Annotated in this window: 33 protein-coding genes; 32 read left to right on the top strand and 1 reads right to left on the bottom strand. The window is 65.0% G+C overall.

The genetic code is table 11. From position 1 onward, the window contains the following. The first annotated feature begins 61 nt into the window (after window positions 1–61). The 5 genes from AQZ49_RS01760 to AQZ49_RS01740 all read left to right on the top strand — a co-directional run bounded on the left by AQZ49_RS01760 (window position 62) and on the right by AQZ49_RS01740 (window position 2,723). The gene (locus AQZ49_RS01760; RefSeq protein ID WP_067611908.1) at window positions 62–478 is read left to right on the top strand and encodes a helix-turn-helix domain-containing protein; all 417 of its coding nucleotides are present in this window, start codon (window positions 62–64) and stop codon (window positions 476–478) included. Then, window positions 478–1,089 (top strand): WYL domain-containing protein, encoded by a 612-nt coding sequence (locus tag AQZ49_RS01755; RefSeq protein ID WP_067611906.1) that lies wholly within the window; start codon window positions 478–480, stop codon window positions 1,087–1,089. Before AQZ49_RS01760 ends, AQZ49_RS01755 begins: the two co-directional genes overlap by 1 nt. Then, window positions 1,086–1,607: a hypothetical protein gene (locus AQZ49_RS01750; RefSeq protein ID WP_156428073.1), complete on the top strand. Its 522-nt coding sequence runs from the start codon at window positions 1,086–1,088 to the stop codon at window positions 1,605–1,607. Before AQZ49_RS01755 ends, AQZ49_RS01750 begins: the two co-directional genes overlap by 4 nt. A 65-nt stretch (window positions 1,608–1,672) precedes the next feature. After that, window positions 1,673–2,137, top strand: a complete 465-nt coding sequence (locus AQZ49_RS01745; protein ID WP_067611900.1) for a LexA family protein — start codon at window positions 1,673–1,675, stop codon at window positions 2,135–2,137. Then, complete coding sequence (locus tag AQZ49_RS01740; RefSeq protein ID WP_156428071.1) at window positions 2,130–2,723, top strand: hypothetical protein; 594 nt, start codon at window positions 2,130–2,132, stop codon at window positions 2,721–2,723. The genes AQZ49_RS01745 and AQZ49_RS01740 overlap by 8 nt, the downstream gene beginning before the upstream one ends. 138 nt (window positions 2,724–2,861) lie before the next feature. Here AQZ49_RS01740 and AQZ49_RS22910 read toward each other — a convergent pair whose 3' ends face one another. Beyond that, window positions 2,862–2,984, bottom strand: a complete 123-nt coding sequence (locus AQZ49_RS22910) for a hypothetical protein (protein ID WP_255355391.1) — start codon at window positions 2,982–2,984, stop codon at window positions 2,862–2,864. A 68-nt stretch (window positions 2,985–3,052) separates the two neighbouring features. Between AQZ49_RS22910 and AQZ49_RS01735 the strand changes: the two genes are divergently transcribed. From AQZ49_RS01735 to AQZ49_RS01605, 27 genes are all read left to right on the top strand, one after another. Beyond that, the gene (locus AQZ49_RS01735; protein WP_067611894.1) at window positions 3,053–3,358 is read left to right on the top strand and encodes a hypothetical protein; all 306 of its coding nucleotides are present in this window, start codon (window positions 3,053–3,055) and stop codon (window positions 3,356–3,358) included. Then, the gene (locus AQZ49_RS01730; RefSeq protein ID WP_067611891.1) at window positions 3,355–3,546 is read left to right on the top strand and encodes a hypothetical protein; all 192 of its coding nucleotides are present in this window, start codon (window positions 3,355–3,357) and stop codon (window positions 3,544–3,546) included. Before AQZ49_RS01735 ends, AQZ49_RS01730 begins: the two co-directional genes overlap by 4 nt. Next, complete coding sequence (locus tag AQZ49_RS01725; RefSeq protein ID WP_067611888.1) at window positions 3,543–4,325, top strand: DUF3164 family protein; 783 nt, start codon at window positions 3,543–3,545, stop codon at window positions 4,323–4,325. The genes AQZ49_RS01730 and AQZ49_RS01725 overlap by 4 nt, the downstream gene beginning before the upstream one ends. Then, the gene (locus tag AQZ49_RS01720) at window positions 4,319–4,993 is read left to right on the top strand and encodes a hypothetical protein (protein WP_067611885.1); all 675 of its coding nucleotides are present in this window, start codon (window positions 4,319–4,321) and stop codon (window positions 4,991–4,993) included. Before AQZ49_RS01725 ends, AQZ49_RS01720 begins: the two co-directional genes overlap by 7 nt. Window positions 4,994–5,138: 145 nt before the next feature. After that, window positions 5,139–5,735, top strand: coding sequence for a hypothetical protein (locus tag AQZ49_RS01715; protein WP_067611884.1), 597 nt, complete (start codon window positions 5,139–5,141; stop codon window positions 5,733–5,735). Between the two features lie 76 nt (window positions 5,736–5,811). Next, entirely contained in the window at window positions 5,812–7,812 is a 2,001-nt protein-coding gene (locus AQZ49_RS01710) for a phage terminase large subunit family protein (RefSeq protein ID WP_067611881.1), read from the top strand. A 12-nt stretch (window positions 7,813–7,824) separates the two neighbouring features. Then, window positions 7,825–8,088, top strand: coding sequence for a gpW family head-tail joining protein (gene gpW, locus AQZ49_RS01705; protein WP_067611878.1), 264 nt, complete (start codon window positions 7,825–7,827; stop codon window positions 8,086–8,088). After that, window positions 8,085–9,746, top strand: a complete 1,662-nt coding sequence (locus tag AQZ49_RS01700) for a phage portal protein (RefSeq protein ID WP_082701252.1) — start codon at window positions 8,085–8,087, stop codon at window positions 9,744–9,746. Before gpW ends, AQZ49_RS01700 begins: the two co-directional genes overlap by 4 nt. Next, on the top strand, window positions 9,743–9,997 hold the full coding sequence (locus tag AQZ49_RS01695; RefSeq protein ID WP_067611876.1) for a hypothetical protein: 255 nt from the start codon (window positions 9,743–9,745) through the stop codon (window positions 9,995–9,997). Before AQZ49_RS01700 ends, AQZ49_RS01695 begins: the two co-directional genes overlap by 4 nt. Beyond that, window positions 9,997–10,863, top strand: coding sequence for a S49 family peptidase (locus AQZ49_RS01690; protein WP_067611873.1), 867 nt, complete (start codon window positions 9,997–9,999; stop codon window positions 10,861–10,863). Before AQZ49_RS01695 ends, AQZ49_RS01690 begins: the two co-directional genes overlap by 1 nt. A gap of 57 nt (window positions 10,864–10,920) precedes the next feature. Then, window positions 10,921–11,688 (top strand): hypothetical protein, encoded by a 768-nt coding sequence (locus AQZ49_RS01685; protein ID WP_067611870.1) that lies wholly within the window; start codon window positions 10,921–10,923, stop codon window positions 11,686–11,688. Between the two features lie 66 nt (window positions 11,689–11,754). Next, entirely contained in the window at window positions 11,755–12,414 is a 660-nt protein-coding gene (locus tag AQZ49_RS01680) for a head decoration protein (protein WP_067611866.1), read from the top strand. Between the two features lie 89 nt (window positions 12,415–12,503). Continuing rightward, on the top strand, window positions 12,504–13,544 hold the full coding sequence (locus tag AQZ49_RS01675) for a major capsid protein (protein WP_067612572.1): 1,041 nt from the start codon (window positions 12,504–12,506) through the stop codon (window positions 13,542–13,544). A 79-nt stretch (window positions 13,545–13,623) separates the two neighbouring features. Beyond that, entirely contained in the window at window positions 13,624–13,956 is a 333-nt protein-coding gene (locus AQZ49_RS01670; protein WP_067611862.1) for a head-tail joining protein, read from the top strand. After that, on the top strand, window positions 13,953–14,549 hold the full coding sequence (locus AQZ49_RS01665) for a hypothetical protein (RefSeq protein ID WP_067611859.1): 597 nt from the start codon (window positions 13,953–13,955) through the stop codon (window positions 14,547–14,549). Before AQZ49_RS01670 ends, AQZ49_RS01665 begins: the two co-directional genes overlap by 4 nt. Before the next feature lie 9 nt (window positions 14,550–14,558). Next, complete coding sequence (locus AQZ49_RS01660) at window positions 14,559–14,777, top strand: hypothetical protein (RefSeq protein ID WP_067611856.1); 219 nt, start codon at window positions 14,559–14,561, stop codon at window positions 14,775–14,777. Between the two features lie 6 nt (window positions 14,778–14,783). After that, window positions 14,784–16,304 (top strand): phage tail sheath subtilisin-like domain-containing protein, encoded by a 1,521-nt coding sequence (locus tag AQZ49_RS01655; protein WP_067611853.1) that lies wholly within the window; start codon window positions 14,784–14,786, stop codon window positions 16,302–16,304. Window positions 16,305–16,316: 12 nt separating this feature from the next. After that, the gene (locus AQZ49_RS01650; RefSeq protein ID WP_067611851.1) at window positions 16,317–16,676 is read left to right on the top strand and encodes a phage tail tube protein; all 360 of its coding nucleotides are present in this window, start codon (window positions 16,317–16,319) and stop codon (window positions 16,674–16,676) included. 1 nt (window position 16,677) lies between these two features. Then, a complete protein-coding gene (locus tag AQZ49_RS01645; protein WP_067611848.1) occupies window positions 16,678–16,977 on the top strand; it encodes a phage tail assembly protein in 300 nt (99 codons plus the stop codon). Window positions 16,978–17,091: 114 nt separating this feature from the next. Beyond that, complete coding sequence (locus AQZ49_RS01640) at window positions 17,092–18,699, top strand: transglycosylase SLT domain-containing protein (protein ID WP_197410876.1); 1,608 nt, start codon at window positions 17,092–17,094, stop codon at window positions 18,697–18,699. A gap of 11 nt (window positions 18,700–18,710) precedes the next feature. Then, on the top strand, window positions 18,711–20,138 hold the full coding sequence (locus AQZ49_RS01635) for a DNA circularization protein (RefSeq protein ID WP_067611842.1): 1,428 nt from the start codon (window positions 18,711–18,713) through the stop codon (window positions 20,136–20,138). After that, on the top strand, window positions 20,135–21,247 hold the full coding sequence (locus AQZ49_RS01630; RefSeq protein ID WP_067611839.1) for a phage baseplate assembly protein: 1,113 nt from the start codon (window positions 20,135–20,137) through the stop codon (window positions 21,245–21,247). Before AQZ49_RS01635 ends, AQZ49_RS01630 begins: the two co-directional genes overlap by 4 nt. Further along, window positions 21,244–21,789 carry a phage baseplate assembly protein domain-containing protein gene (locus AQZ49_RS01625; protein WP_067611836.1) on the top strand — a complete coding sequence of 182 codons (546 nt, stop codon included), beginning with the start codon at window positions 21,244–21,246 and terminating at the stop codon, window positions 21,787–21,789. The genes AQZ49_RS01630 and AQZ49_RS01625 overlap by 4 nt, the downstream gene beginning before the upstream one ends. After that, on the top strand, window positions 21,786–22,241 hold the full coding sequence (locus AQZ49_RS01620) for a phage GP46 family protein (RefSeq protein WP_067611833.1): 456 nt from the start codon (window positions 21,786–21,788) through the stop codon (window positions 22,239–22,241). The genes AQZ49_RS01625 and AQZ49_RS01620 overlap by 4 nt, the downstream gene beginning before the upstream one ends. Next, entirely contained in the window at window positions 22,241–23,392 is a 1,152-nt protein-coding gene (locus AQZ49_RS01615; RefSeq protein ID WP_067611830.1) for a baseplate J/gp47 family protein, read from the top strand. Before AQZ49_RS01620 ends, AQZ49_RS01615 begins: the two co-directional genes overlap by 1 nt. After that, the gene (locus AQZ49_RS01610) at window positions 23,392–23,949 is read left to right on the top strand and encodes a putative phage tail protein (RefSeq protein WP_067611827.1); all 558 of its coding nucleotides are present in this window, start codon (window positions 23,392–23,394) and stop codon (window positions 23,947–23,949) included. The genes AQZ49_RS01615 and AQZ49_RS01610 overlap by 1 nt, the downstream gene beginning before the upstream one ends. Window positions 23,950–23,958: 9 nt before the next feature. Next, window positions 23,959–24,534, top strand: a complete 576-nt coding sequence (locus AQZ49_RS01605) for a hypothetical protein (RefSeq protein WP_067611824.1) — start codon at window positions 23,959–23,961, stop codon at window positions 24,532–24,534. Window positions 24,535–24,536: the final 2 nt, after the last annotated feature.

Genomic DNA, 24,536 nt, shown 5'->3' with positions numbered 1-24,536 from the left:
ATCAGAACATCTATGAGTCGCCAATAGAAAAACCTTGCAGGCGCAAAATAGGTAATTCTATATGCTGTCGCCGCACATGATAGGTGAGCGGATCAAAGCGCGCATGGCTGAACTGGGCATCAGCCAAGGCTACCTCGCGAGGGAGGTCGGCGTAAAGCAGCCGACCATAAGCGCGCTTATCAGTGGCAAATCGCGGTCATCGACCCATTTGCATCTGATCGCGAGGGCGCTGCAGACAACGCCTGCCTATTTGACGGGCGAAACTGATGATCCGTCAATCGGCGCCGCGGCGCTGGCTTATTCGCCGTCAGACATGGAATGGCTTGAAGTCCTCCATTCGCTGTCGCCGCGCGATCGCAACGCCGTGCATGTTTTGATGCTGACGCTTGCGGGCCGGCCCCTCGTTTTGACGATCGACGATGGCTCTACCCACGTTCCGATGCTCCAGTCCGACAGGCTGGAATTCAAGAGGGCGTGATGCGGGTCGTCGAGTTGAACATCGACCCCGACGCGGTTCGCGACGCCATTATCGTTTACAAGGATGCCGCGAACAAACAATCTGAGCGGCAAATTCGGCCGATGAGCGTGGCGGCGAACTTTTACCCGGAGACCGGATTTTTCGGCATTACGACGATCCATGCCTATTGCCGCGTGCGCAAGGGCATACGGTCGTTCCGGATCGATCGGATTGCGGAGGTTTATGACACGGATACCGGCGAGCAGGTGGCGCTGTTCGACTGGGTAAAGACGCTGCCGCTGCTGAATTTGCCGGAGCATGAGGCGGCGCCTGCGGCCGCAATGAATGCTGGTGAGGCCGCCAATTCGACGTGGCTGATGTGGAGTTTGACAGCCTTTGGCGTTGCGCTGTTTCTGGTGTTTTTGATTGGCAAGTGTTCGGCCGATCCTGGCACGACGGCAGCGGGCTCTGCGCCCGTCGCGGATGCGAGCGCAAATACCACCGGCGTCGTTCCGCCCAGGCCGCACCACCATCGCAAGCGCCGGAACGCGCAGAGCGAGGTTAAAGCCGTTGCCGCGCCGGACGAAGGCGGCGACATGGTGCCGGAGGCTGGTGCCAGCGGAGAACCATGATGCGCGAGGATTTGCGGGAGGGCGCGGATGCCGGCGCCGATCGGCGCCGGGCTTTGGGCGCGGTTGGTATCTTGGCCGCCGGCGCGCTGGTGATCGGCGCGGCTTGCTGGGCGAACCGGGACACTATGTGGCGCGGTGTGCTGGCGAAAACACTGTCACAGGCCGACCTGGCAGCCGGTGCCGGCTGCGCGCCGTTCATTGGCAACGATATCCCCGAACTTGTTTCGGCGGTCAGGCAGAATTTCGCCGATGCGGACAGTGTGCGGCCGACTGAAACGCTGATGTTCGACAGGAATTCTCAGGAGGCGCGGGTGCAGACGAGCGTTTTTGGGGCAGATCGAAGCGCGGTCGCGGTCGATATGAAGTTCGCGGCGCGCAACAAGAGCGGCGTGATGCAGTTCTTTACTGCGGGCGCGTCGCTTGATCCAAAGATCTGCGACGTCAAACTGCTCACAATTGTCGATGACGCCGGGAAAGTGGTCTTGATCAACCTGCCGACGCCGGCGCAAGAACCCTGACGAGCGCGCCGCTATCTTTTGAAACTATTTCCCGTTATGTTCCGTTCATGCCTGAGGCCCGCAGGATGAACGGCGATGCCCCTGCCGCTGCGTTGCGGCTGTCACCCGACATGGTGAGCCTGCGCCTGCAGGTGCTGAAGTTTGCCCGGGTTTATATCGGCATGTGGGGCGAGGGGCCCAGCTATGGCGAGATCGGGCAGGCCACGGGCGCAAGCCGGACGGCTGTGAAGAAGGCGGTGCGCAAGCTGGCCGAACAAGGGCTGTTGCTGCGCACGCCGGGCGCGCGCGGGCTTGTGCTGCCCGAAGCGCGCGATGATGCGCTGCGCGTGCTGCGCGATCTGGGGTGGACGGTCGATGCGGATCACGCGCGGATCGTGGCGCCCGCCGAGGGCGGGGTCACAAATCGGGCCCTGCAGGCCGTTGCCGTGCTCGACTACGACGGGCGCCGGCTGATGGTTGGCGGGATGCGTGGCGATGGCGAAGAAAAAGGCAAAGTCACTCCCAAAGGCTCGGGTCGAAACCGTGGCTGAAGCCCGGCGCCGCAAGATCCATTCAAAGTGGGCGGAGATGCATCCGGCTTTGGCGGCGAGTGAGCGTGCCGTGCGCCTGTCCTTGCGCGACCGCGAGGATCGCTTTGGGCACAAGATTGGCACGGCGGCGACGCATGCCGCCGCGCAGAAGCGGCGCGATGGCGCGCTGGCGCGGCTGTATCTTTCCGGCGCGATCGATCTTGCCGCGCTGGGCGCTGCGGAAGAGATTGCGGCGGCGGCCGAGCGGATCGGGCGATCGGTGGGTGTGCGCACGATGAGCATGGAGACGCGCGTCGATCACGGAGGATTTGGTGACGGGGCGTTCTGGGAAGGCCTGGGGCAAGTGCGGCGCGAGATCGCCTATCGCCGCTGGCGCACCGATCTGGGCGATACGCGTGGCGCGATCGAGGATCTGATCGTCGGCGATATCGGGCTCGTGGAAACGGCGGCCAGTCACCGGGTGAGTGTGCGGCGGTTGCGGCGGTTGCTGGTGGATGCACTGGAGGCGTGGCCGCGCCATTTGCGCTGGGCACGGGATTGGGTGCGCGAGGAAGATCTGACGCAGGCGCACGCGGGGCTGGCCTGAGATTTTTCGGGGGGTCACAAATCGGGCCCTCCCAAAACGACCACCGAACTGGCAAATCGACCCCACCACAATTGCATCCATCGCCCGCAGGCCACGCGCCGAGCGGGTTTTTTTGTGCCGGAGGCTGCCGTGCCTGCATCAGCCCGCCGGGCAATTGCGCCAGCAGCGCCGACAAGCGTGGAGACCGTGCTTGACCACGCTGTTGCCGATCTGGACGAGCTGGTCGGCGAAGTTCGACTTGGTATGCGCGATCAGCGTCATTTTGCTGCTTTGGAAGCACGGGCGCAGATGATTGCAGGATCGATCCGATCAGCATTTCGGGGCGCGCGATGAGCGAGCGCGTTCGGCGGAGCATCCTGGCATCGGCCGGGCCGCATGCGACGCTGATCTCGCACGACGAGCGGCCGTGGATGACGGCTACGCTTTCGGGGGCGCGGCACGATTTCCAGATCCAGTGGGAGCGGTCAAACGATCCTGCTGTGACCGAAAGCATATTGCCATTCTGGCCTCCCGCGGATTTCGAGATTCCAGGCATGCTCATCGCGGATATCGAGGTTTGTGGCACGGTTGTGGACTTCGTTCCGCGCCTGCAACTGACCGCCGAGTTCAGTATGCTCACGGTCGATCTGGCATGACGATCGACGTCACAGAGCTGCGCCAATGGGCGGACGGCTCCGACCAAGACGTGGTACCGCTGACAAAGCGGGCGGTGCGCGCGATCGCCGACGAGATCGAGCGGCTGCGCAAGATTGAATCGCATGTGACTTGGCGCGGCCGGGTCGACCAGGTGTTGCGCGAAATGCACGAGGCGAGATCGCAATGACGCAACCCCAACATCCCGGCGCGGTGGTCATCAGCGGATCGACCTATCTGCGCAATGCGCGTGGCGATCTGGTGCCGATAGCCAACATCAAGGCATCCGACCTGTTGCAGGACGAGTTTGTGCGCAAGATGTGCGCCTATGCCGAGGACCTGTCTGCCGAGCTAGGTCGGTTCCAGTCGCATTGTTATGCCGATATCGCCGACTTCGACGCGTTGCTCGATCAGGAATATGGCGTGCGCAATGAGCGGTCGACCAAGGGCAATCGCAGTTTTTCGACGATTGATGGCTCGCTGCAGGTCAAGGTTTGCGTTGCCGACCAGATCGCCTTTGGGCCGGAGCTGCAGTCGGCCAAGAAGCTGCTCGACGAGTTGATCCTTGAGCGGGCCGAGGGTGCCGATACGCTGCTGGTCGCGCTGGTGACACAGGCGTTCAAGACCGACAAGGAAGGCAAGGTCGACACCGGCTCGATCCTGGCGCTGCGTCGGCTCGAGGTTGATGATCCGCGCTGGGCCGATATCGTGCGCGCGATCGACGACAGCGTGAAGGTGTTTGGGTCGAAGTCGTACCTTCGGTTCTATCGCCGCGGTGGCGATGGGCGCATGACGATGATCCCGCTCGACATGGCGAGCGTTTCGCCCAGCCCGACAGCGTTTGCGCGGCAAAGCCTGCGTCGGCGCGTTGATGAGCTTGAAGCGGCATTGGCAGATGCGCGGCGGATGATCGATATTCTGAACCAAGGCGTGTCGGCCGAGCTGTTTGAGCTCGACAAGGTGTGCTGAATATCGGGATCAACTTCGATCTCAAGCCGCTGCATCGCGCGCTGCTCGATTTCGGCAACAAGCAGGTCAAGTTCGCTGCCGCCGATGCGCTGACCAAGTTGGCCAAGGGCGTCAGCGAACTGGAAACCACGACAGTTTCCGACACGTTCGACAGTCCGACGCCGTTCACACAAAAGGGTTTCCGGATTGTTCCGGCAACGAAGGATGCGCTGGCCTCGTTTGTCATGGCCAAGGATATCCAGGCCCAATATCTGGCGCCGTACATTTTCGGCGGACCGCGATTTATCGGCAACAAGCGCGCAATGCTTGTGCCAAAGCAGGTCGGGGTCAACCAGTACGGCAACCTCCCGAGGAACAAGCTCGCGTCACTCAAAGGTCGGAAGGACATTTTTGTTGGGGTTGTGAAGCTCCGGACCGGCGAGACAATCAATGGCGTTTGGCAGAGACCGAGCGCTGGGGTGCGCAGAGATGGCGCGCGCGGGACGAAGGGTGCGCTTGGGAAGATCGGTAATGTTCGGACCGGTCTGAAGCTTTTGATCCGGTTCGAGGATACGACCGAGACAAGCAAGCGCTTCCCATTTTTTGAGCGTGCCGAGGATTATGTTCGCCGCCACGCACGCGCCGAGTTCGAGGCCGCATTGACCAGGGCATTGGCGTCAGCGCGATGAGATGGTCACGGGAGACGGCAGCCCTCCGGCCGCACAGATTTTTGTGGGTCCTTCCAGCACCCTCCGACGAAGCGGGTAATTGCGCGCCCCTTTTTCAGGCCAGCTACGACCCCCAAAACCTGGTTGACGGTTGACGGTTGACCCCATGGCAACCTGTTCGATCGCCGCGTATGCCAAGCGCCATGGTGTGTCGAAACAGGCAGCGGGCAAATGGAAAACCCGCGGAGTTCTGGCCTTTTCCGGCGACATGGTCGACGTGGAAGCGTCCGATCGGCGGATGCGCGATGCAGGGTTAGGGCTGTTCAAAGCGGGTCAACCGGTTGACGGTGCGAGTGAGCCGGTTGACGATCAGGCCATTCCGGTTGACGCCTTCGATGAGACCGCCGTCGACACGGCCAACCTGGGCGGTATCGACGAGTTTCTCGCCGGACTGAACGCGGGGCATTATCGCAGCCAGGTCGACGCACAGCGCATCAAGGAAAACGTCCTCGCGGCACGTCACCTGATGAACCTGCGCAAAGAGGCGGGCGAGCTGATCGAGGTCGATCGCGCCGCTGCCCAGTTTTTCAAGCTGGCCCGCGAGGCGCGTGACGCCTGGATGACCTGGCCGGCACGCGTTGGACCACTGCTGGCCGCGGACCTCGGCGCCGACACCGCCGCCGTAGTCGAGGCCCTCAACCGCTATGTCCAGGAGCAGCTCGAAAGGATTGGCGAAAAAGAGCCCGACTTCGACGAGGAATAGGGCCACACCACCTGACCCAGCCACCCAGCTTGCGCGATCGTTTTCGCGCGGTTGGCGGCCGCCGCCACGCATCAGCGTGCCGGAATGGGCCGACCGCAACAGGGTCAAGCCGCGCGGGTCGGGCAGCACGTCGGGCAGATGGCGCACGTCAGACGTCGAGATCGCGCGCGGCCCCATGCTGGCGGCGACAGAACCGGGCGTCGGCACGATCACCGCAATGGTCGCGACACAGCTGCTCAAGACGTCGCTGATCGAAAACGTGTTCGGCTTCCACGCCGATCTCGACCCGTGCCCCATGATGATCGTCCAGCCCAAGGACGACGCCGCCGAGCAGTTCAGCAAAGAGCGGGTTGCACCGTTCATTGCCGCAACCCCGGTCCTGCGACGCATCGTCGGCTCCGCCAAAACGCGCAGCGGCGACGACACGATTTTCTACAAGGCCTTCCCCGGCGGGTTTCTCGCACTCACCGGGGCAGGCAGCCCCGACAACCTCGCGCGGCGACCGCTGCGCATCATCCTCTACGACGAAATCGACAAATACGTCGTCACGCGCGAGGGCCTGGCGACCGATATCGGCGACGAACGCCTGGCCTCGTTTTCGGGCAACGCTCTTTCGATCCGCTGCTGCTCGCCAACCGTCAAAGGCGAGAGCGCGATCGAGGCGAGCTGGCTGGAATCAGATCAGCGGCGCGCCAGCGTCGAATGTCCACACTGCGCGCACCGGCTGTTTCTCGATTTCAGGCACGTCCGCTGGGATCGCGCTGAGGATGGAAAGACGCACCGGCCGGAAACCGCGCACATCCTGTGCGAGGCATGCGGTTGCCCGTGGACCGAGGCCGACCGCCTGCGCAGCCTGGTCACGATCCGCTGGCACCAGACCAGGCGGTTCGAATGCTGCGGCGAATGGCAGGCGCCGCTCGATCACTACGAATCTGCCTGGCGCGCGTATGACGGTGATCCGGTCGGCCGGATCTGGGACTGGTGGAGCGCCGATCGCTGGGCGGTCTATCGCGCGAAATGCCAGCATTGCGGCAAATGGGCGGTGCCGAACGATCATGCGGGCTTCAACGCCAGCAAGCTGTTTTCGCCCTGGGAGCGAGACCGCCCTGTCGCGATCGCGCGCAAGTGGCTGGCCGCACAGGGCTTCGAAGACCGGTTGCAGCCCTGGTGGAACACCCAGATGGCGCTGCCCTACCGGCGCAACACGGGCAAGGAGGTGTCGGTCGATGCGCTGACCGCGCGGTGCGAGATCTGGGAAGCGCAAGTGCCTGACGGCGTCGCGCTGATCACGATCGGCATCGACGTCCAGGATTACCGCATTGAAATGGAGGTGGTGGGCTGGGGCCGCAACGAGGAAAGCTGGTCGATCGATTACGAAGTGATCGACGGAGAATTCTCGCATCCAGGCACGCAGGCGGCACTCGACGAATACCTGCAGAGGATTTGGCTACGCGCCGATGGTCGACCGTTCGCGATGCGCGCGGCCTGCATCGACACCGGCGGCCACCATACCGACGCCGTCTACGAATTTGCCAAACAGCGCCTTGGCCGAAAGGTCTGGGGCATCAAGGGTGAAAGCGCGCGGACCGGTTTCACCAACCCGGTCTGGCCGATCAAACGGCCCAGCTCGCGCACCAAGAAGACCTATCGCCCGGTGGTGATCGGGGTCAACGCCGCCAAGGATTTCATCCGGTTTTCGCTCGCCAAGAGCGAACCGGGGCCCGGCTATATGCACTTTTCTACCGCGACCGATCGGGTGCGGTTCGATCAGTTGCTGGCCGAAGACATGATTTACGAGGGCCATGGCAGCCAGCGCCGGCGCAAGTGGGTCGCCAAGGCGGGCCGCGCGAATGAAGCGCTCGACTGCCGGGTCTATGCCTATGCCGCACTTCACGGGTTAATGCACATGGGCTTGAAACTGAACAAACTCGCCGACGACGTCTGCGGGGCATACCTCGGGCAGGCTGCGCCGGCGGTCACGCAGGCAACAGCGCCGGCGGCGGCGCCTGCACCCACCACCGCGGCGAAGGCCGATACCAAGCGGCGCCCGGGCTTCACCCGCCGGCTTGCCCGATAGCACTGGATCACCATGTCGCTTGATCACCCCTCGGTGTTCACCGGGGTTGCACAGTCGACACTGCAGCAATGGCTGTCGGTCGCGCAGACCGCGCTGTTTCAACTGCAGTCCGGCGCCCAGATCGCCAACGCCAGCTATACGCAGGGTGATGGTGCCAAATCGGTAACCTATCGCGCGCCCGACATGGGTGCGCTCAATGTTCTGATCCGCCAGCTCCAGCAGGAACTGGGCATCGTCCGCCGCGCGCGTCGCCCGTTGAGGCCCTATTTTCGATGAGCGCACCCGCCATCTTCGGCCCCAATGGCCAGGTCATTCCGCCGGGCACGATCCAGCGCATCCGCGAACGCGCGCGCGCGCCTCGCGGCGGTATGCGCGCGCTCAATGGGCAGCAGCCGCAGTGGTTTCCCTACGACGCGCAGGACTGGACGTCGCCCGACACCGGCGACTGGCTGCCGCTGGTCAATTCGCCCGACCGCGAAATCAACCTTTACCGTGATCGGGTCACTGCCCGGGCGCGGGATCTCTATCGCAACGATGGTTGGGCAAAGGGCGCGGTCGGGCGTCTGCTCGATTCCACGATCGGTGGTCACCTGCACCTGGTGGCCAAGCCGGATTACCGCGCGCTCGGCTTCGACATGGTCTGGGCCGAAGAATACCGGGCGGCCGTCGAGGGCTATTGGCGCACCTGGTCGGCCGATATCCGCCGGTACAACGATGTGTCGCGCCGCCACACGATGACGCAGATGTTCCGCATCGCGCTGGCACACAAACTGGTCGACGGGGAATCGCTGATCCTGTCGCACTGGCGCCAGGATCGCGTGCTGGCAGAGGGCGCAGCGTTTGCGACCTGCTTTCAGGGCGTCGACCCCGATCGCCTGTCCAACCCGTACCAGGCGCCAGACACCAAATACTTGCGCGGCGGGGTCGAAATCGACGACGATGACGTCGCCTGCGCCTATCACATTCGCAAGGCGCACCAGAACGACTGGTACGACGCCGCCGAGAGCATGCAGTGGGAACGGGTCGCGCGCGAAGACCCCGATGGCTGGCAGCGCGTGTTCCACGATTACGACCCCGACCGGTTTCAGCAGCATCGCGGGATCTCGATCTTCGCCCCGGTTCTCAGCCGCATGAAGATGCTGGCGAAGTATTATCAGGTCGAGTTGCAGGCTGCGACGGTGGCCAGCGCGTTCGGCCTCTATGTCACCAGCCCATTCGACCAGGACATGGTGCGCGAGGCGCTCGATGATCCCGAGAAAGAAGACGAGGCCTGGGGCTGGTACCAGGACATGCGCAGCGATTTCCACCGCGACAGCGATCTGGCGTTGACCGGCGCGAAGGTCGCCACGCTGGCGCCGGGCGAAAAGATCGAGACAGTTGCCTCGGAACGTCCGAGCAGCGGATTTTCGCCGTTCACGCACGAAATGCTCCGCTCGATGGGACAGGTCATGGGCCTGTCGGCCGAGCAGGCGCACAACGATTATTCGGAATCGAGCTGGTCGAGCGCGCGCGCCGGCATCGTCGAGGCCGAAAAGATGTTCAAGCGGCGCACCGCCGACTTCTACGCCAACACTGCAACCCCGGTCTATGCGACTTGGCTGGAAGAGCTGCACGATCGCAAGCTGGTCCCGCTGCCCCGCAATGCGCCGCCGTTCCGCGAAATGCGCACGGCCTATGCACGGTGCCGGTGGCTGGGCGCGCCGCGTGGCTGGGTCGACCCGGTCGCGGAGCGCCAGGGCGCAGTGCTGGGCCTCGATGCCGGGTTCTCGACGCTGGAGCAAGTCTGCGCCGAACAGGGATCGGACTGGGAGGAAAACCTCGATCAGCGCGCCCGCGAATATCAGCGGATGAAAGACTTGGGCCTGCCGCGCCCCGAATGGATCGGCGCCGAGGCGAGCGCCAGCCAGGTCGACAAAAAGCCGGAGGCGCAATGATCCCGCAGTTCTTCACCGTCACGCTGTGGGGCGGCCGAGCCACGACCCGCCTCAACGCGCACGCGATCACGCGCCTCAATCCCGCGCAGGACAGTTGCATCGTCTACCTGGCTGGTGGCGATCCGGTTCGGGTGAATCATTCGACCGACGAAATCGAGGCGCTGATCGCCGCGATCGGCCAACCGGCCGAAATCAAGCATGCGACGGAGGTCGATATCCAGACGCCGTCCCGCCGCAGGAAAGCCGCCTGATGCACCATTTCGCCCAGCTTTCGCAGCGCCTGTTCAACACGCCGCTGATGATCCTGCCCAGCAAGGCAGAGGTCATCATGGCCAGTCTGTCCGAACGGCTTGGCATCACCGCGATCACCCGTGCGGGCGGCAGCGATTTCGTCTGGATGGACGATGAAGGTGCCGTATCGAACGGTCGCAGCGATCGCGGTTTCGACACTGTCGAGAACGTTGCTGTGATCGAGGTGCGCGGCACGCTTGTGCAGCGCACCGGCACCCTGCGGCCCTATTCCGGCATGACCGGCTACGACGGTATCCGGCAAAACCTGCTTGAGGCCCTGGCCGATCCCAAAATCGACGCCATCGTGCTCGATGTCGACAGCCCCGGCGGCGAAGTGGCCGGGTGTTTCGATCTGGCCGACACGATCTACCGCGCCCGCGCGATCAAGCCGATCTGGTCGATCCTGGGCGAAAACGCCTTTTCGGCGGCCTACGCCCTGGCCAGCGCGGCCGAATTCATCACCGTGCCACGCACCGGCGGTACCGGCTCGATCGGCGTGATCGTCATGCATGTCAGCCTGCAGGAAGCACTCAAACAGCAGGGCATCGAGGTGACGCTGATCACCAAGGGCGCGCTGAAAGGCGAGGGCTCCGAAGTGCTCAATCTGTCGGAGGATGCCTATGCGCGCATCAAGGCTGATGTCGACGAAGTGGGCGACCTGTTCGACCGCACGGTCGCGCGTAACCGCGGGCTGACCCGCAAAAAGGTCTACGACACCGAAGCCGGCACTTATCTGGGCGCCGCCGGCGTCGATTACGGCCTGGCCGATGCGGTCATGGCGCCCGATGAGGCGTTTCGCGCGCTGCTCGACTACCTCGATCAATAACGCGGGTCACGCCCGCACAATCCGGCGCGCAGCTCGCGCCCCATCAAGGAAGACCCGATGACCAAACCTGCTTTGATGGCGGGATCGTCCCGCTTTGCCCACCTTTTGGGTGGCCGCCGCCGTCGCGCCGCTGACGGCAACGACGAAGGCGAGGATTACGGCAACCGCAAGGACGGCCGCAAAGCCGAGGAAGACGACGAGGGTGATGACGAGGACCAAGGCGCCCGCAAGGGTCGCAAGGCCAAGCGCGCCGAAGACGACAATCGCGACGACGACGATCACCAGGACAATGCCCGCAAATCGAAGCGCGCCGACGACGATGGGGACGACGATGGTGACATGCGCAAGGGCCGCAAGGCCAAGCGCGCCGACGACGATGACGGCTATGACGAAGCTGACGACGGCGACGACGAGGATGCGCGCAAGGGCCGAAAGGCCAAGCGCGCCCGCGCCGAAGACGATGACGACGATGGTGACGACGAGGACGAGCGCGAAATGAACGGCCACTCCGCTGCCGCCGCCGCGCGCCGCCGCGAACGCGCCCGCTGCTGCGCCATTCTCGAAGCCGCTGCCGATACCATGGGCAACCCCGCCGTTCTGGAAACCGCGCTCACCCAGATGGAAGGCACGCGCGGCGCCGGTCACGCGGTCAGCCGGGTCAAGCGCGCGGCGCGCATGTCGCGCGACCAGGACCGCTCCGACGCGCGCAGCAGCCTCAACCCGCGTGTCGCCATCACTGCACCGTCCGGCCCCAGCGACAGCGCCGCTGCCGCCAAGGGCTGGGGTGATGCCATCGCCAAAGTGGTCGGCCCCGACAAGCGCTGATCCGCACCCTCGTCAACCCTTCCAGGCCACCCGCTGCGGTGGCCTTTTTTGTGAAAGACCACCGCTATGACCGGTCCTACCGTCACTCCGTTCACCGAAACCTGGCATGCCTGGGGCTTTGTCATCTGGGAACCCTCGGATGGCATGGTTACCCGCTCACAGATCACTCTGGCTGCAGGCTACGGCACCATCACCGCCGGTACCGTGCTGGGCGCGCTGCTGACCGGCACAGGCAGCGTCGTCGCACTGGGCACCAACACCGGCAACGGCACGTTCGGCGCCATCACCGTCGGCAGCCAGGCTGCGCTCGGCAACTATTCGGTCATCTTCGAGGCACCGACCGAATATGTCGTGCTGGGGCCCAATGGCCAGGAAGTCGGCCATGGCGTAACCGGCGCGGCCTTCAACGCCGGCGGCCTCGGTTTTACCATCACGGCAGGCGGCACGGCCTTTGTCGCCGGTGACAGCTTCGCACTGACGGTGGTCGGCACCGAACAGTACGCGCCTTACGACCCCACCCAGAACAACGGCCTGCAGAACGCCTGCGCGATCCTGGGCAGCGGCTACAAGAACACCGCCAGTGCCGCGCAGTTGGCTGCGGCCATCGTGCGCGGCCCCTGCCGCGTCAATGTCGGCGAGCTGGTCTGGGGCGCCAATGTCACCACCACGCCCCAGCAGAATGCGGCGATCGCCGCGCTTTCCGCGCTGGGCATCCAGGCCAGCTAACCACTCGCATTCCGCCCTTCCTCCGGTCCTTGGGCAAGACCGTTGGCCCCCGCTGCGAAGCGGTGCCCCTCCCTTAGATGGAGCCCCACATGGTTTCCCTGAATATCTTCCAGTCGGACCCGTTTTCGACGTTTCAGTTGACTGCCGCCGTCGAACGGATTCCACACAATCCGCAGATCCTGGGCGACATGAATCTGTTCGAGCCGTTCCCGATCCGCACCACCGCGCTCGGCATCGAAGAGCGCACCGGCGTGCTCAACCTGATCAAAACTTCGCAGCGTGGCGCGCCGCCGTCCACCGACCGCGTGACGGAACAGCGCAAGATGCGCTATTTCGAGACCGTGCGGCTCAGCCACGATGACACGATCACCGCCGCCGAGCTGCAGGGCATTCGCGCGTTCGGCACCGAAACCGAACTGATGCAGGTCCAGGCCGAAGTTGCGCGCCGCCTGGCCGGGCCGACCGGCCTTATCCCGCGCATCCAGTACACCTGGGAAAACATGCGCCTCGGTGCCATCCAGGGCCTGCTCACCGATGCGGACGGCAGTCTGCTGTACAACTGGTTCAACGAATTCCAGATCGCGCAGCCCGCCGAAGTGGTGTTCGACCTGGCCGCACAGGCGGTCGGCACGATCCGCCCGCTGATCAACCAGATCGTGCGCGGCATGCGCCGCGCCGCCAAGGGCGCGTTCCTGCCCTCGACGCAGGTCATCGCATTGGCGGGCGACGAGTTCTGGGACGCGTTCATCACGCACCCAGATGTCGTCGATACCTACAAGAACTGGCAGGAGGCCGCCGAACTGCGCGGCGACTGGGCGTTCGGCACGTTCTATTTCGGCGGGATCACCTGGATCAACTATCGTGGGTCGGACGATGCGACCACGATCGCGATTCCCAGCAACAAGGTGAAGTTCTTCCCCAAGGACGCCCCCGGCATCTTCCGCCATGTGATGGCCCCGGGCGAAGCCTTCCAGTGGGTCAACACCCCCGGCAAGGAATACTACGTGATCCCGATCCTCGACTGGGAACGCAACATGTGGTGGCGGATGGAAGCCTACAGCTACCCGCTGTTCATCTGCACCCGCCCCGAGGTGCTGTGGTCCGGTACCGCCGACAGCACGGCGGACTGATCGACCCGGCCGATCCCCGGGGCGTTTCCCCCTGGCGCCCCGGGGATCATCTTCCTGATATTTCCCAAAGGCGCACGCGATGGCGATCGACTGGGACAGCCTGCTGCTCGGGCCGGTGATGGGTGTGTTTGGCGAAGCGATCAGCTATGTCCCGCGCGGGGGCGCACCGATCGCGATCGCCGATGCTGTGTTTGACGAAGAAAGCGCGGATATCGCCATCGGCGAAGACGCGCAGATGTCCACCCAGCGCAAGCCGATCTGCGGCATCCGTATCGGCGCCCTCGGCCAGGCGGCATCGCAGGGTGATACCATCCTGCGCCTCGGGACCGGCGTGGCCTATATCGTCAAGGACGTGATCCCCGATGGCCACGGGCATGCAAAGCTCGTGCTGATGAGCAAGAGCGGGTCGTGACGTTCCTCCGGCGCCAGGAAGAGTGCGCGATCGATCCATTCACGTCGGATACGGTGTTGCGCCGCTGTGAAACGGCGCTGCGCGTCGACGGCGCCACCGATGCTGGCACCCGCGTCTATTCGCCGGGCGATTGGCCTTCGCAACAGGCCACGCTGCCGCAGATCAAGCTGCGCATCGCGCGCGAAAGCCGCGTTTCGCTCGGCCGCTCCGGCGCACCGCAATTCACGACGACGGCCACCATTCGCATCCTGGTCGAGGCGCAGGCCTTTGCCGAGGCGGATGATGCCGGCGCCGCCAAGGCGCAGGATTACGCCTGGCGCATGAAGCGCCAGGTCGAGGTCGCGATCATCAATTCGTACCCGCTGTTCCGCGAAATCCAGCAGCTCGCCTCGATGCGATCGGATCTGGCCTATAACGCGGACGGCGCGACCCACATCGCCGGGATCCAGATGGATCTCGATTTCGAGTTCTACGAAGGGCCTGAAAGCTTCGCACCGATCGCGGCGAGCACGATCAGCGACGTGCTGATCAGCCCCACCAATTACGCACCCGCGTCGGTCGACGTGGTGATGCGCGAACCTCCCTGCAGTTAGGAGACCACCATGCGTGTTGTCAGTGTCCCGGGGCGCACCGTGCGCCACTGGGGGACCAAGCGCGTCATCGACGAACGCGGCATCCTCTATGATCCGCTGTGCGTGACCACCGCGTTTTACCTCGGCTGCGGCGATCTCGCGTTGGCCGAGGACGAACCCGAACCCGCGCCGGAGCCCGCACCCACCACCGGCAAGGCGGCGCCTGCTGCCCAAAGCGCAGCGGAGTAACCGGCAATGACCGTTCCCTTCAACACGACCCCGTCGAACCTGCGCGTCCCGCTGTTCTATGCCGAACTCGATCCCAGCCATGCCAACACCGAACCCCAGGCGCAAAACACGCTGCTGATCGGCCAGATGCTGGGTGGGGGCACTTGGACGCCCAATTTGCCCGTGCGCGTGCCGTCGCCGGGCGCTGCGATCACCGGCGCAGGCTTCGGCTCGATCCTCGCCGCCATGGCCGCGATGTATATGCTCAACGATCCGTCAGCGGCGGTCTATGCCCTGCCGGTCTCGGACGCGGGCGGCGCGACGGCGGCAACCGACACCATCACGATCACCGGCCCCGCCACCCAGTCGGGCACGCTGGCGCTCTATGTCGCGGGCGTATCGATCCCCGTCGCGGTGACTTATGGTGACACGGCAACCACGATCGCCACGAACATCGCTGCCGCGATCAACGCCTCGACCGGGCAGGCTGTGTCGACGATGGCCAATTGCGGCCTGCCGTGTACGGCCACCTCGGCGGCGGGCGTGGTCACGCTCACCGCGCGCAACGCCGGGCTGTGCGGCAACGATATCGACGTGCGCCTCAACTATCGTGGGAGCGCGGCGGGCGAAGCAACCCCGGCGGGCGTAACCGCGACGATCGCCACGCCGCAATTCACCGGCGGCGCGACCAATCCCACGATCACCACCGCGCTCGCTGCGCTGGCCGACCATTCCTACGACTTCATCGTCCTGGCCGCGAACGACAGCGCGACGCTGAATGCGGTGCAGGCGTTCCTGTCGGATCTGGCGGGCCGCTGGTCACCGCTGATGCAGATCTATGGCGGCGCCTGGTGCGCGGTGCGCAACACGGCGGGCGCACTGGCCACGGCGGGCGCTGCGCGCAACGACCAGCATCTGGAAATGGTCGGGTTCTATGATTCGCCCAGCCCGATCTGGTGGTGGGCCAGCTATTTCGCCGCGATCGAGGCAGCGAGCCTGCGCAACGATCCGGCGCAGCCGGTGCAATTCCTGCAAGGGCAGGGGCTGCTGGCGCCCCCATTGCAGTCGCGATTTCCGCTGACGGTGCGCAACACCACGCTGCTCTATGCGGGCATCACCACCTGGACTGTCAGCACCAGCGGCGTGGTCACGATCGAAAACGCGATCACGACCTATGTGACCAACGCGCAAGGGTCGCCCGACAACAGCTATCTCGAGATCGAGACGCTCTACACGCTGATGTACGTCATCCGCGCGCTGAAATCGGTGGTCACCACCAAATACGCGCGGGTGAAACTGGCGGCCGACGGCACGCGCCTGGCGCCCAACAGCAACGTCGTCACCCCCAGCACGATCAAGGCCGATATCATCGCCGCCTATATCGCGCTGGAAACGGCGGGCTTCGTCCAGGAATCGGACGTCTTTTCGGCGAACCTGATCGTCGAAAAGGACGCGACCAACCCCAACCGCGTCAACGTGCTGTGGCCCGGCATCCTCATCGATCAGCTGCGCGTGTTCGCCACGCTGATCCAGTTCCGCCTCCAGTAAGGATCACCCGCCATGTCCGCACTTGCCGGCGCACTCAGCCTGACCGTCGACGGCGTTCCCGTCGCGGTCGCAGGCCAGTGCGAATATCTCGTCAACTCGTCCGACCGCGAAACCCTCAAGGGGCAGGACGGTGTCCACGGCTACAAGGAAATGCCGAAGGAAGGCTGGATCAAATACAACGGCCGCGACAGCGGTGCGGTATCGATGGCTGCCCTGAACGCCACCAGCAACGCGACGGTCGTTGCGACGCTCGCCAATGGCAAAGTGATCATCGCGACCGGCGCCTGGCGCGATGGTGATCCTGCTGAAGTGAATACCGAGGACGGCACATTCTCGATCAAGTTCGCCTCGGGCAGCGTGACGGAGAACTGAGGTGCTGACCATTTCCGATGGGCCTGCCGAAGCGCCCACAGAAACCGCTGCCGCGCCGGCGCCCGGCACGCTGACCATCACGCTGAAACAGCCGGTCGAGCTTGGCCCGCTGGTATTCACCGAACTGAAGCTGCGCGAGCCGACCGGCGCCGAAATGATCGCCGTCGACAGCAAGCGCGGTTGGGCGATGGATATCGCCCTGATCGCGCTGGTCTCGGGCGTGCCCGAACCGGCGGTGGCGCGGATCGGCGGCGGCGACCTGATGAAAGCGCGGAAGTTCCTCGACCATTTTTTCGAATAAGGCCGACCGACTGGCGGCAGCGTCTGGTCGCGCTCGGCCGCATGTTCGGCAAATTTCCGGACGAAGTCGCCTTGCGGCCATGGTCGACCCTGAACGCCTGGTGGGATGCCGCGCATGAGCGATGAAATCGCAAAACTCGGCGTCGCCATCGTTGCCGACGATCAGACCAAGAGCGGTGTCAAGGCTGCTGAAAGCCGCCTTGAACAGATGGCCAAGCGCTCGAAGGGCGCGTTCGAAAAGTCCAGCGCGGCGCGCGATGCGTCGCTGCGGCGCAGCTCGTCGCGCATCATCGGCAGCTTTTCGCGCATCGAGCAGGCCTCTGCCCGGGTGTTCGGCGGGTCATCACTGACCGCAGGGATCGCCGGCCGGATGGAAGGCGTCGGCCGGGCTGCGGCGGTGATGGGCGATGCCATGGGCAGCGCAGCCAGCGAGGGCGGCGGCCTTGCGCGCGCGATGGGCGTGATCGGGGTGGCCGCAGCCGGGACGATCGCGGTTGCAGCGGCGGCAGGCTATGCCGCGTTCAGCCTGGCGAGCGACTGGGCCAAGAGCGCGTCGGCGATTGGCCGCACCGCCGACACGATCGGCGTCTCGACCAAGACGCTGCAGAATTTCACCAACGCGGCGGCACGCATGGATATCGATCCGGGCGCCGCAGCGGGCGGCCTGGGCGGACTGTCACAGACACTGAACGATGCGCGCTATGGCGCCAATCCCGGCGCGATGGCAGTGCTGTCGCGCCTGGGGATCAAGCTCAACCTCAACAAGGATGGCACCGTCAACACCGATGCCATGCTGCCGGTGATCGCCGACAAGTTCGCCAAGCAGACCAGTGCGGGCAAGCGGCTGATGGCGCAGCAGCTCGGAATCTCGCCCGCGCTGATCCCGCTGCTGTCGATCGGTGGTAAGGCGCTGTCAGCCGAGATGGCCGACGCGCAGAAGAGCGCGCCGTTCGAAAGCCGCAATACCATCAAGTCCGCGCAGCATATCCGCCGCGACATCGTGAAAGCCGGACAGGAGGCCGACCGGGGCAAGGCATGGGTCGCGCGCAATTCGGCAATAGCCGGCGACAAAGCGGCCCATACCGTTGTCGACGCGGTCGACCGCGCCGCCAAGACGATCAAGGATGCCGGCGAGGGCATGCAGAAAGGATCGAGCGACTTCGACAAGGCCGTGCGCCAGTTCGGCGCCGTGATGTCCTATCTCGGTGGCGGCCGCTATTACGGCACACCAGGCGCGGGCGACACCAGCCTCTATGCACGCATCGAACATGCCGAGGGATCGCGCCAGGACCAGGTGAGCCCCAAGGGCGCGATCGGCGTGATGCAATTGATGCCGGATACCGCTCGGCGCGTGGCAGCCGGCATGGGAATGCCGTTCGATGAAGGCCGGTTCCGCAACGATGAGACTTATAACCGGCTGATCGGGGACGCCTATCTCGACCAGTTGACCAAGAAATATGGCGGCGATGAAACGCTTGCCGCCGCCGCGTACAACGCGGGCGAGGGCAATGTCGACAAGTGGGTTAAACGCTTTGGTGATCCGCGCAGCGGCAGGATCAGCGACGCCGATTTCGCCGCGCATATCCCGTACAAGGAAACGCGCGATTACGTTCACAAAGTCGTCGTCGAATTCAAGAACGCGCCGCACGGCACCACGGCAACCACGCACGGCCCCAACGGCGCCATCAGCTATGGGCTGCCGGCATATGCCATAACGCACTGATCGGGATTGCCATGACCGCAATTTCCAGCCTCGCCACCGTGGCGCAGGGCGCGATCGCGCGCGCGTCGGCGCCAAAGCCGACCAGCGCGGTGCAGCCCGCGTCGTGGCGGGGCGTCAAGTTCGCCGTGCTGTCCAGTTCGGGCGGCGGGTCGCAGCGCCTGGCGATCCACCGCTATCCGGGCAAGGATGGTGGCTGGCCGGAACCGATGGGCCAGGACCTGGGCACGTATCGCCTGCGCGGCTTCGTCCTCGATGGCGATGTGAAACTGGGCGGGGCGACGATCGCGATGCAGCGGTCGAACCTGATCAAGGCCTGCCAGCAAAAGGGCCCGGGCACGCTGGTCCATCCGACGCTGGGCAACCTCAACGTCGTTTTGCCGCGCTGGCAGATCGGCGAGGCGCTCGACGCGTCGCGCTATTCGGAGATTGAGTTCGAATTCATCGACGCCGGCGCGCAGACATTCCCGACGGTTGCCGCCAGCAATTCCGGATCGCTCGGCGCCGCATCGAAGCTACAAACCGCCCTGCTTAGCGATGCGGTGAACGTGCTGGGCAAGCTGGCCTCAGGGCAGTCGATATCGGCGCTCAGCGCGCTGGGAATGGGCGTCGGCATCCTTGGGCTTGCTGGTGTTCGTGCCGATCTGGTCGCCACCATCGCAGGCTGGTCGGCCAAGGCGATTGCGCTGGCGCAGGATGCCACGTCGCTCGTGCGGCTCACGGCGGTGCTGCCGGGCAATTTCGGGCGTTTTTCGGCGGGCGGCAACAGCGGCCTGACCGGCAGCAACGCCTCGGCCTATTCGACCAGCACGACCGTCTCCGACCTGATCTCGGCGGCCAGCACCCAGCGCGTCGCCGTGGCCAGCGCCGCCAGCGCCTTTGAGGCAGCGGCGGCCGATGCCGATCTGACCAATGCCGCCACGTTGCAGCCTGCCGCCAGCGCGCTGATGTCGGCGCTGGTCGCCTGTTGCGCCGATCCGGCCGATGCCATCCGGCTGCTGCTGCAACTGATCGCTGCGACCGTCGCGGGCCTGCCGACCCAGACCATCTATGTGACCACGCAGCTTGTGCTGCGCGCCGCAGCTGCCGCGCTGTGCCAGGCAGCGGCCAGTTACCAACCCGCCAGCGCCACCGATGCGGCAACCCGCATCGAACAGATCTGCCCTGTGCTCGATGCGCTGGCGGTGGCGGCGTCAGCGATGGGCGATGATGACAGCTATGCCACGCTGTCGGATTGCCGGGGTGCGGTCGCGGCCGATCTGCGCGCGCGAGGCGCCACACTGGCGCAAGTGACGACATTCGACACGCCGGCGCCGATGCCGGCGCTGGCGCTGGCGCAATCGCTCTATGGCGATGCGACGCGCGCCGATCAGTTGGTGGCGCAGGCCGACCCAGCGCACCCGCTGTTCTTTCCAACATCATTCCAGGCGCTCGCATCGTGACCACGGTATCGAGCGCCAGCAGCGAGATCGTTGTCAGCGGCACAAGCCAGCCCGCCGATCAGTTGACCCTGCTGGTCAACGGCCAGGTGATCTCCGGGTGGGAAGACGTCGCGGTCACGCTGCGGCTAGAGGGGTTTCCCAACAGCTTTGACGTGCGCGCATCGATCGGCCCGGCCGGGCAGGCGCCCATCGCCGCCGGCGATGATTGCGTGGTAAAGCTGGGCAACGATACCGTGATCACCGGCTGGGTCGATCGCGTGGCTGAAACCGGCACGGCGGAAAGCCACCAGATCGCAATATCGGGGCGCGGCCTGACCGAAGATCTGGTCGACTGCGCCGCCGAATGGCCATCGGCGCAGCTCGTCGGCGGCAATGCGCTGACGATCGCGCAACGCCTGGCAGACGCCTATGGTATTGACGTGATCATGGCCGATGGCGCCGACCCGGGTCCGACCGTGGTATCCTGGGCGCTGAACTATGGGGAAACCGGCGCGGACATCATCCAGCGCGTTGCGCGCAACGCCGGGCTGCTGGCCTTCGAAAACGCGCAAGGCCAGCTCGTGCTGGGCATCGTCGGCAGCACGACCGCAGCCAGCGGCATTGTCTATGGCCAGAACGTCGAGGTCTGGTCGGTCGAACAATCGATGGACCAGCGCTTTTCGGACTACATCGGTTGTTTTCAGTCGCTCGACACGTTCGGCGCACTGGGTGGCAGCGATTTCTTCGCCGGGGCGAGCGACCCGAACGTGCCGCGCCATCGCGTCACGCACCTGATCATGGAGGTAGTGGCCGCCGATCCGCAGGATTTCACCCAGCAACGCGCCCAGTGGGAGGCGGCGCGGCGGGCAGGGCGGTCGTTCGTGGTCAAAGTCACCGTCGACAGTTGGCGCGACAGCGCCGGCAATCTTTGGATGCCCAACACGCTCGTCTCGATCGACGTCCCTGGCGCCGCCAGCGCGCAGACCGGGGCGCTCGTCATTGCCGAAGTCACATTCCGCCGCAACGAGGATCGCGGCACCGTGGCAGAGATCCTGGCCATGACGCCCGCGGCGTTCTTGCCCGAACCGATCGTGCTGCAGCCGGTCAACACGGCGGCGCTGACCGGATGAGACAGTTTCTTGCCAATCTGGTCGGCGCTGGCAACGTGACCACCGTCGACGATACCGGACCCGTGCAGCAGATGCAGGTGACCGAACCGGCGGCGGGATCGGGCTTTGGCAGCCGCGTGCTCGACAAAGTGCTGCGGATCTTCCAGTTCGGTTTCACCAGCGTGCCGCCGCTCGGATCGCAAGTGGTCACCCTGCGGCGCGGCGGCGACCGCTCGATCACGATCGTGATCGGCACCAACCATCAGGCCTCGCGCCCCACCGGCCTGCAGCCGGGCGACAGCGCGATGTACGATGTGCGCGGCGTGATCATCAAATTCACCGCAGCAGGCCCGCTGATTGACTGTGGTGGCCTGCCGTTCGTGGTGCAGAACACCACGGGCATGCACGTCAAGGGCGCACTGACCGTCGACGACGATGTGACCGCACTGGCGGCGTCCGATCCGCTGGCGATCAGCACCGTGCGCAGCACGTTCAACGCGCACGACCACAGCGGTGTCACGGCGGGCACCGGCACCTCCAGCACGCCAACGGCCGAGCTATGACCGATATCCAGACCGGGTGGAACCGCACGACGCGTGCGGCAGACTGGGTATTCCTGCCGGGCAATGACGCAACCGACCCGACCAATTCGCTCACCTATGGCAACGACCTCGCCACCGCCGCGCTGATCAGCCTGTTCACCGATGCGCAGGCCGATCCCGACGATGTGATTCCCGACGGCACGACCGACCGGCGCGGATGGTGGGGCGGGGCGATAGGGTCGAAGATCTGGCTCTATGTCACGCGCGGCAAGGCGACGCCCGAACTGCCCAGCCAGGTGCAGCAGGCGGCATCCGATGCGCTGCAATGGTTCATCGATGACGGCGTGGCGACGTCGATCGACGTCGCTGCGTTCTATGCCGCCGCCGGCAAGCTGGTTCTGACCGTCAAGATCCATCGCGGCAACGGATCGTCGCTCGCGCTTCAGTTCGCCGATTTGTGGGATAGCCTCTGATGCCGTTTCCCCGCCCGACGATCGCCGCGCTGCGCAGCTCGGCCTCGCAGGCGATCGCCGCCGGACTGCCCGGTGTCGATACGCTGGTGCGCTATTCCAATCTGGGGATTCTCGGCGACGTTCAGTCAGGCCTCGCGGACGGCTGCTATGGCTATCTCGACTGGATCGCGCAGCAGTCTGTGCCGTTCACCGCGACCGACGAGTTCCTGGCCGCCTGGGCGGCACTGCGCAGGGTCTATATCAAAGACGCCGCCGCAGCCTCGGGCACCGCGTCGTTCCCCTGGACCGCAGGCACGATCGGCCTCGGCACCCAGATCACGCGCGGCGATGGCGCCGCGTTTGTCACCACCGGGGCGGCGACGGTTGCCGGCGGGACGATCACCGTACCGGTCAGTGCGGTAACTCCGGGCGCGGCAGGCAATACCCCTGTCGGCACAATGATGTTCCTGTCGACCGGGATTACCGGAATCACGCCGCAAGGCGTGGTGGCCGCCGCGATCGCGGGCGGTGCCGATATCGAAACGCAGGACGATTTTCGCAGCCGCATGCTGCAGGCCTATCAGGCGCAGCTGCAGGGCGGCGCGGCGGCCGACTATATCCAGTGGGCATTGTCTGTGCCCGGCGTCACCCGCGCCTGGTGCATCCCGCGCGGTTACGGCCCCGGCACCGTCCAGGTCTATTTCATGATGGACGTGGTCGAGGCCGCCTATGGCGGCTTTCCGCAAGGGTCGAACGGCTTGGCCGCGGGCGACACGCGCGACGTTGCCGCGACCGGCGATCAGCTTGTCGTGGCGAACTATCTGGCGACGGTGCAACCGGTCTGCCCGCGGGTCTATGCCCTGGCACCCACTGCCAACACGATCGCGATGACAATTTCGGGCCTGGCCGGCGCCGGGGCAACGGTCCAGGCCAATGTCGCTGCCGCATTCGCCGCCGCATTGCAGGTCAACGCCTCGCCGGGCGGCACGCCGAATGGCGGGGTCACTGATATCAGCGCGATCGAATCCGCGATCAGCGCCGTCGCGGGCACCAGCGGCTTCGTCATCACCAATATCACCGCCAGCGCCGGCAGCGTATCGCCCGGCAGCGCGGGCAATATCACGTCGAATAAAGGCGCGCTGGCAGTGCCCGGCGCGATCACCTACACCTGATGGCCTCGCCTTACTACACTCTGAACGCGCACACTGCTGCGGACTATGCGGCCGCGGCCGTTGCGCTGATGCCTCGCGGCCGCGCTTGGGTTGCGGGCGATGCTGCCTCCAACCAGGCAGCCGTCAACGGCGCACTGGCGCAAATATGGGCCGAATTCGACGCCGCCGCGACCCACGTGCTTAGCCTTTCATCCCCCGGCGCAAATCCCGATCTCCTGGTCGAATGGGAGGAAACGCTCGGGCTGTCGACATCAACGGATGGACTGAACAACGAACAACGCGGCGCGCAGGTCTTGTCGCGCTTCGTTGGCGGCGGCGGTCAGAGCGAGGCCTATTTCATCGCCTTTGCCTCTGCACTCGGCTTCACGATCGAGATCACGGTCTATGCGCCATTTCGCGCGGGCGTCGCGACGGCGGTCGGCGCGGTCTACGATGACGACTGGTGTTATTCCTGGGGTGTGACCGTGGTGGCAAACACCAGCGGTTTTGATCCCTCGGTTTTGATTGGCCTGCTGCAGCCGATGGCCCCGGCCGAAACCGCCGTCTTCCTTCTGTAGGATCACCCCATGTTCAATATCGACACAGCATCGGCGGCCGCCGAACTGCCAGCGCCGGGCGCTGCCGGCACGCCGGGTTATTTCACCAATGGCGATCCCACCGCTGGCACGCCGCCGACCACGATCAGCGCCGACTGGCTGAACGGCATCCAGGCCGAGTTGCTGTCGATCTTGTCGGCAGCCAGCATCGAGCCGAACAAGACCGAATTCAATCAGGTGCTGACCGCGCTGCGCGATATCTTCATGCCGATCAACGGCGGCTTTGGCGTCGGTTACGCCTGGTTCAATGAAACCGGATCGCGCGTGTCCGGAACGACCTATACCAATACTGAAGCGGGCCCGATCGCGGTCCTGGTGGCATTTCCCGACACCAGCGGATCGTCGCCCGAGATCAGCGTCACGGTCGGCGGGACGACGATCATCAACGCATTTCTCTATGACACCAGCACCAGCGCAGCATCGGCGATTGCGTCGTTTCTGGTGCCGCCAGGCGCAACGTATTCGGTCTATTGGCCCACGGGCGAAAGCTACAGCAGCCCCGGCGCGGTCCAGTGGAGCGAAATGCGCCTGAACGCGACAGGCTGACG

The organism is Novosphingobium sp. FSW06-99 (assembly GCF_001519065.1).
Classification (GTDB): Bacteria; Pseudomonadota; Alphaproteobacteria; order Sphingomonadales; family Sphingomonadaceae; genus Novosphingobium.
The sequence above is the reverse complement of the archived record's forward strand: the minus strand, read 5'-3'. Positions and strand labels throughout refer to the sequence as shown.

Excerpts from the sequence above, each read along its gene's own strand:
- AQZ49_RS01620 (WP_067611833.1), top strand. The coding sequence starts at position 21,786 with ATGACCGATATCCAGACCGGGTGGAACCGCACGACGCGTGCGGCAGAC.
- AQZ49_RS01725 (WP_067611888.1), top strand. The coding sequence starts at position 3,543 with ATGACGCAACCCCAACATCCCGGCGCGGTGGTCATCAGCGGATCGACC.
- AQZ49_RS01745 (WP_067611900.1), top strand. The coding sequence starts at position 1,673 with ATGAACGGCGATGCCCCTGCCGCTGCGTTGCGGCTGTCACCCGACATG.
- AQZ49_RS01680 (WP_067611866.1), top strand. The coding sequence starts at position 11,755 with ATGACCGGTCCTACCGTCACTCCGTTCACCGAAACCTGGCATGCCTGG.
- AQZ49_RS01685 (WP_067611870.1), top strand. The coding sequence starts at position 10,921 with ATGACCAAACCTGCTTTGATGGCGGGATCGTCCCGCTTTGCCCACCTT.
- AQZ49_RS01715 (WP_067611884.1), top strand. The coding sequence starts at position 5,139 with ATGGCAACCTGTTCGATCGCCGCGTATGCCAAGCGCCATGGTGTGTCG.
- AQZ49_RS01755 (WP_067611906.1), top strand. The coding sequence starts at position 478 with ATGCGGGTCGTCGAGTTGAACATCGACCCCGACGCGGTTCGCGACGCC.
- AQZ49_RS01635 (WP_067611842.1), top strand. The coding sequence starts at position 18,711 with ATGACCGCAATTTCCAGCCTCGCCACCGTGGCGCAGGGCGCGATCGCG.
- AQZ49_RS01695 (WP_067611876.1), top strand. The coding sequence starts at position 9,743 with ATGATCCCGCAGTTCTTCACCGTCACGCTGTGGGGCGGCCGAGCCACG.
- AQZ49_RS01640 (WP_197410876.1), top strand. The coding sequence starts at position 17,092 with ATGAGCGATGAAATCGCAAAACTCGGCGTCGCCATCGTTGCCGACGAT.
- AQZ49_RS01760 (WP_067611908.1), top strand. The coding sequence starts at position 62 with ATGCTGTCGCCGCACATGATAGGTGAGCGGATCAAAGCGCGCATGGCT.
- gpW (WP_067611878.1), top strand. The coding sequence starts at position 7,825 with ATGTCGCTTGATCACCCCTCGGTGTTCACCGGGGTTGCACAGTCGACA.
- AQZ49_RS01625 (WP_067611836.1), top strand. The coding sequence starts at position 21,244 with ATGAGACAGTTTCTTGCCAATCTGGTCGGCGCTGGCAACGTGACCACC.
- AQZ49_RS01655 (WP_067611853.1), top strand. The coding sequence starts at position 14,784 with ATGACCGTTCCCTTCAACACGACCCCGTCGAACCTGCGCGTCCCGCTG.
- AQZ49_RS01750 (WP_156428073.1), top strand. The coding sequence starts at position 1,086 with ATGATGCGCGAGGATTTGCGGGAGGGCGCGGATGCCGGCGCCGATCGG.
- AQZ49_RS01605 (WP_067611824.1), top strand. The coding sequence starts at position 23,959 with ATGTTCAATATCGACACAGCATCGGCGGCCGCCGAACTGCCAGCGCCG.
- AQZ49_RS01610 (WP_067611827.1), top strand. The coding sequence starts at position 23,392 with ATGGCCTCGCCTTACTACACTCTGAACGCGCACACTGCTGCGGACTAT.
- AQZ49_RS01670 (WP_067611862.1), top strand. The coding sequence starts at position 13,624 with ATGGCGATCGACTGGGACAGCCTGCTGCTCGGGCCGGTGATGGGTGTG.
- AQZ49_RS01690 (WP_067611873.1), top strand. The coding sequence starts at position 9,997 with ATGCACCATTTCGCCCAGCTTTCGCAGCGCCTGTTCAACACGCCGCTG.
- AQZ49_RS01650 (WP_067611851.1), top strand. The coding sequence starts at position 16,317 with ATGTCCGCACTTGCCGGCGCACTCAGCCTGACCGTCGACGGCGTTCCC.
- AQZ49_RS01735 (WP_067611894.1), top strand. The coding sequence starts at position 3,053 with ATGAGCGAGCGCGTTCGGCGGAGCATCCTGGCATCGGCCGGGCCGCAT.
- AQZ49_RS01615 (WP_067611830.1), top strand. The coding sequence starts at position 22,241 with ATGCCGTTTCCCCGCCCGACGATCGCCGCGCTGCGCAGCTCGGCCTCG.
- AQZ49_RS01730 (WP_067611891.1), top strand. The coding sequence starts at position 3,355 with ATGACGATCGACGTCACAGAGCTGCGCCAATGGGCGGACGGCTCCGAC.
- AQZ49_RS22910 (WP_255355391.1), bottom strand. The coding sequence starts at position 2,984 with ATGACGCTGATCGCGCATACCAAGTCGAACTTCGCCGACCAGCTCGTC.
- AQZ49_RS01660 (WP_067611856.1), top strand. The coding sequence starts at position 14,559 with ATGCGTGTTGTCAGTGTCCCGGGGCGCACCGTGCGCCACTGGGGGACC.
- AQZ49_RS01700 (WP_082701252.1), top strand. The coding sequence starts at position 8,085 with ATGAGCGCACCCGCCATCTTCGGCCCCAATGGCCAGGTCATTCCGCCG.
- AQZ49_RS01675 (WP_067612572.1), top strand. The coding sequence starts at position 12,504 with ATGGTTTCCCTGAATATCTTCCAGTCGGACCCGTTTTCGACGTTTCAG.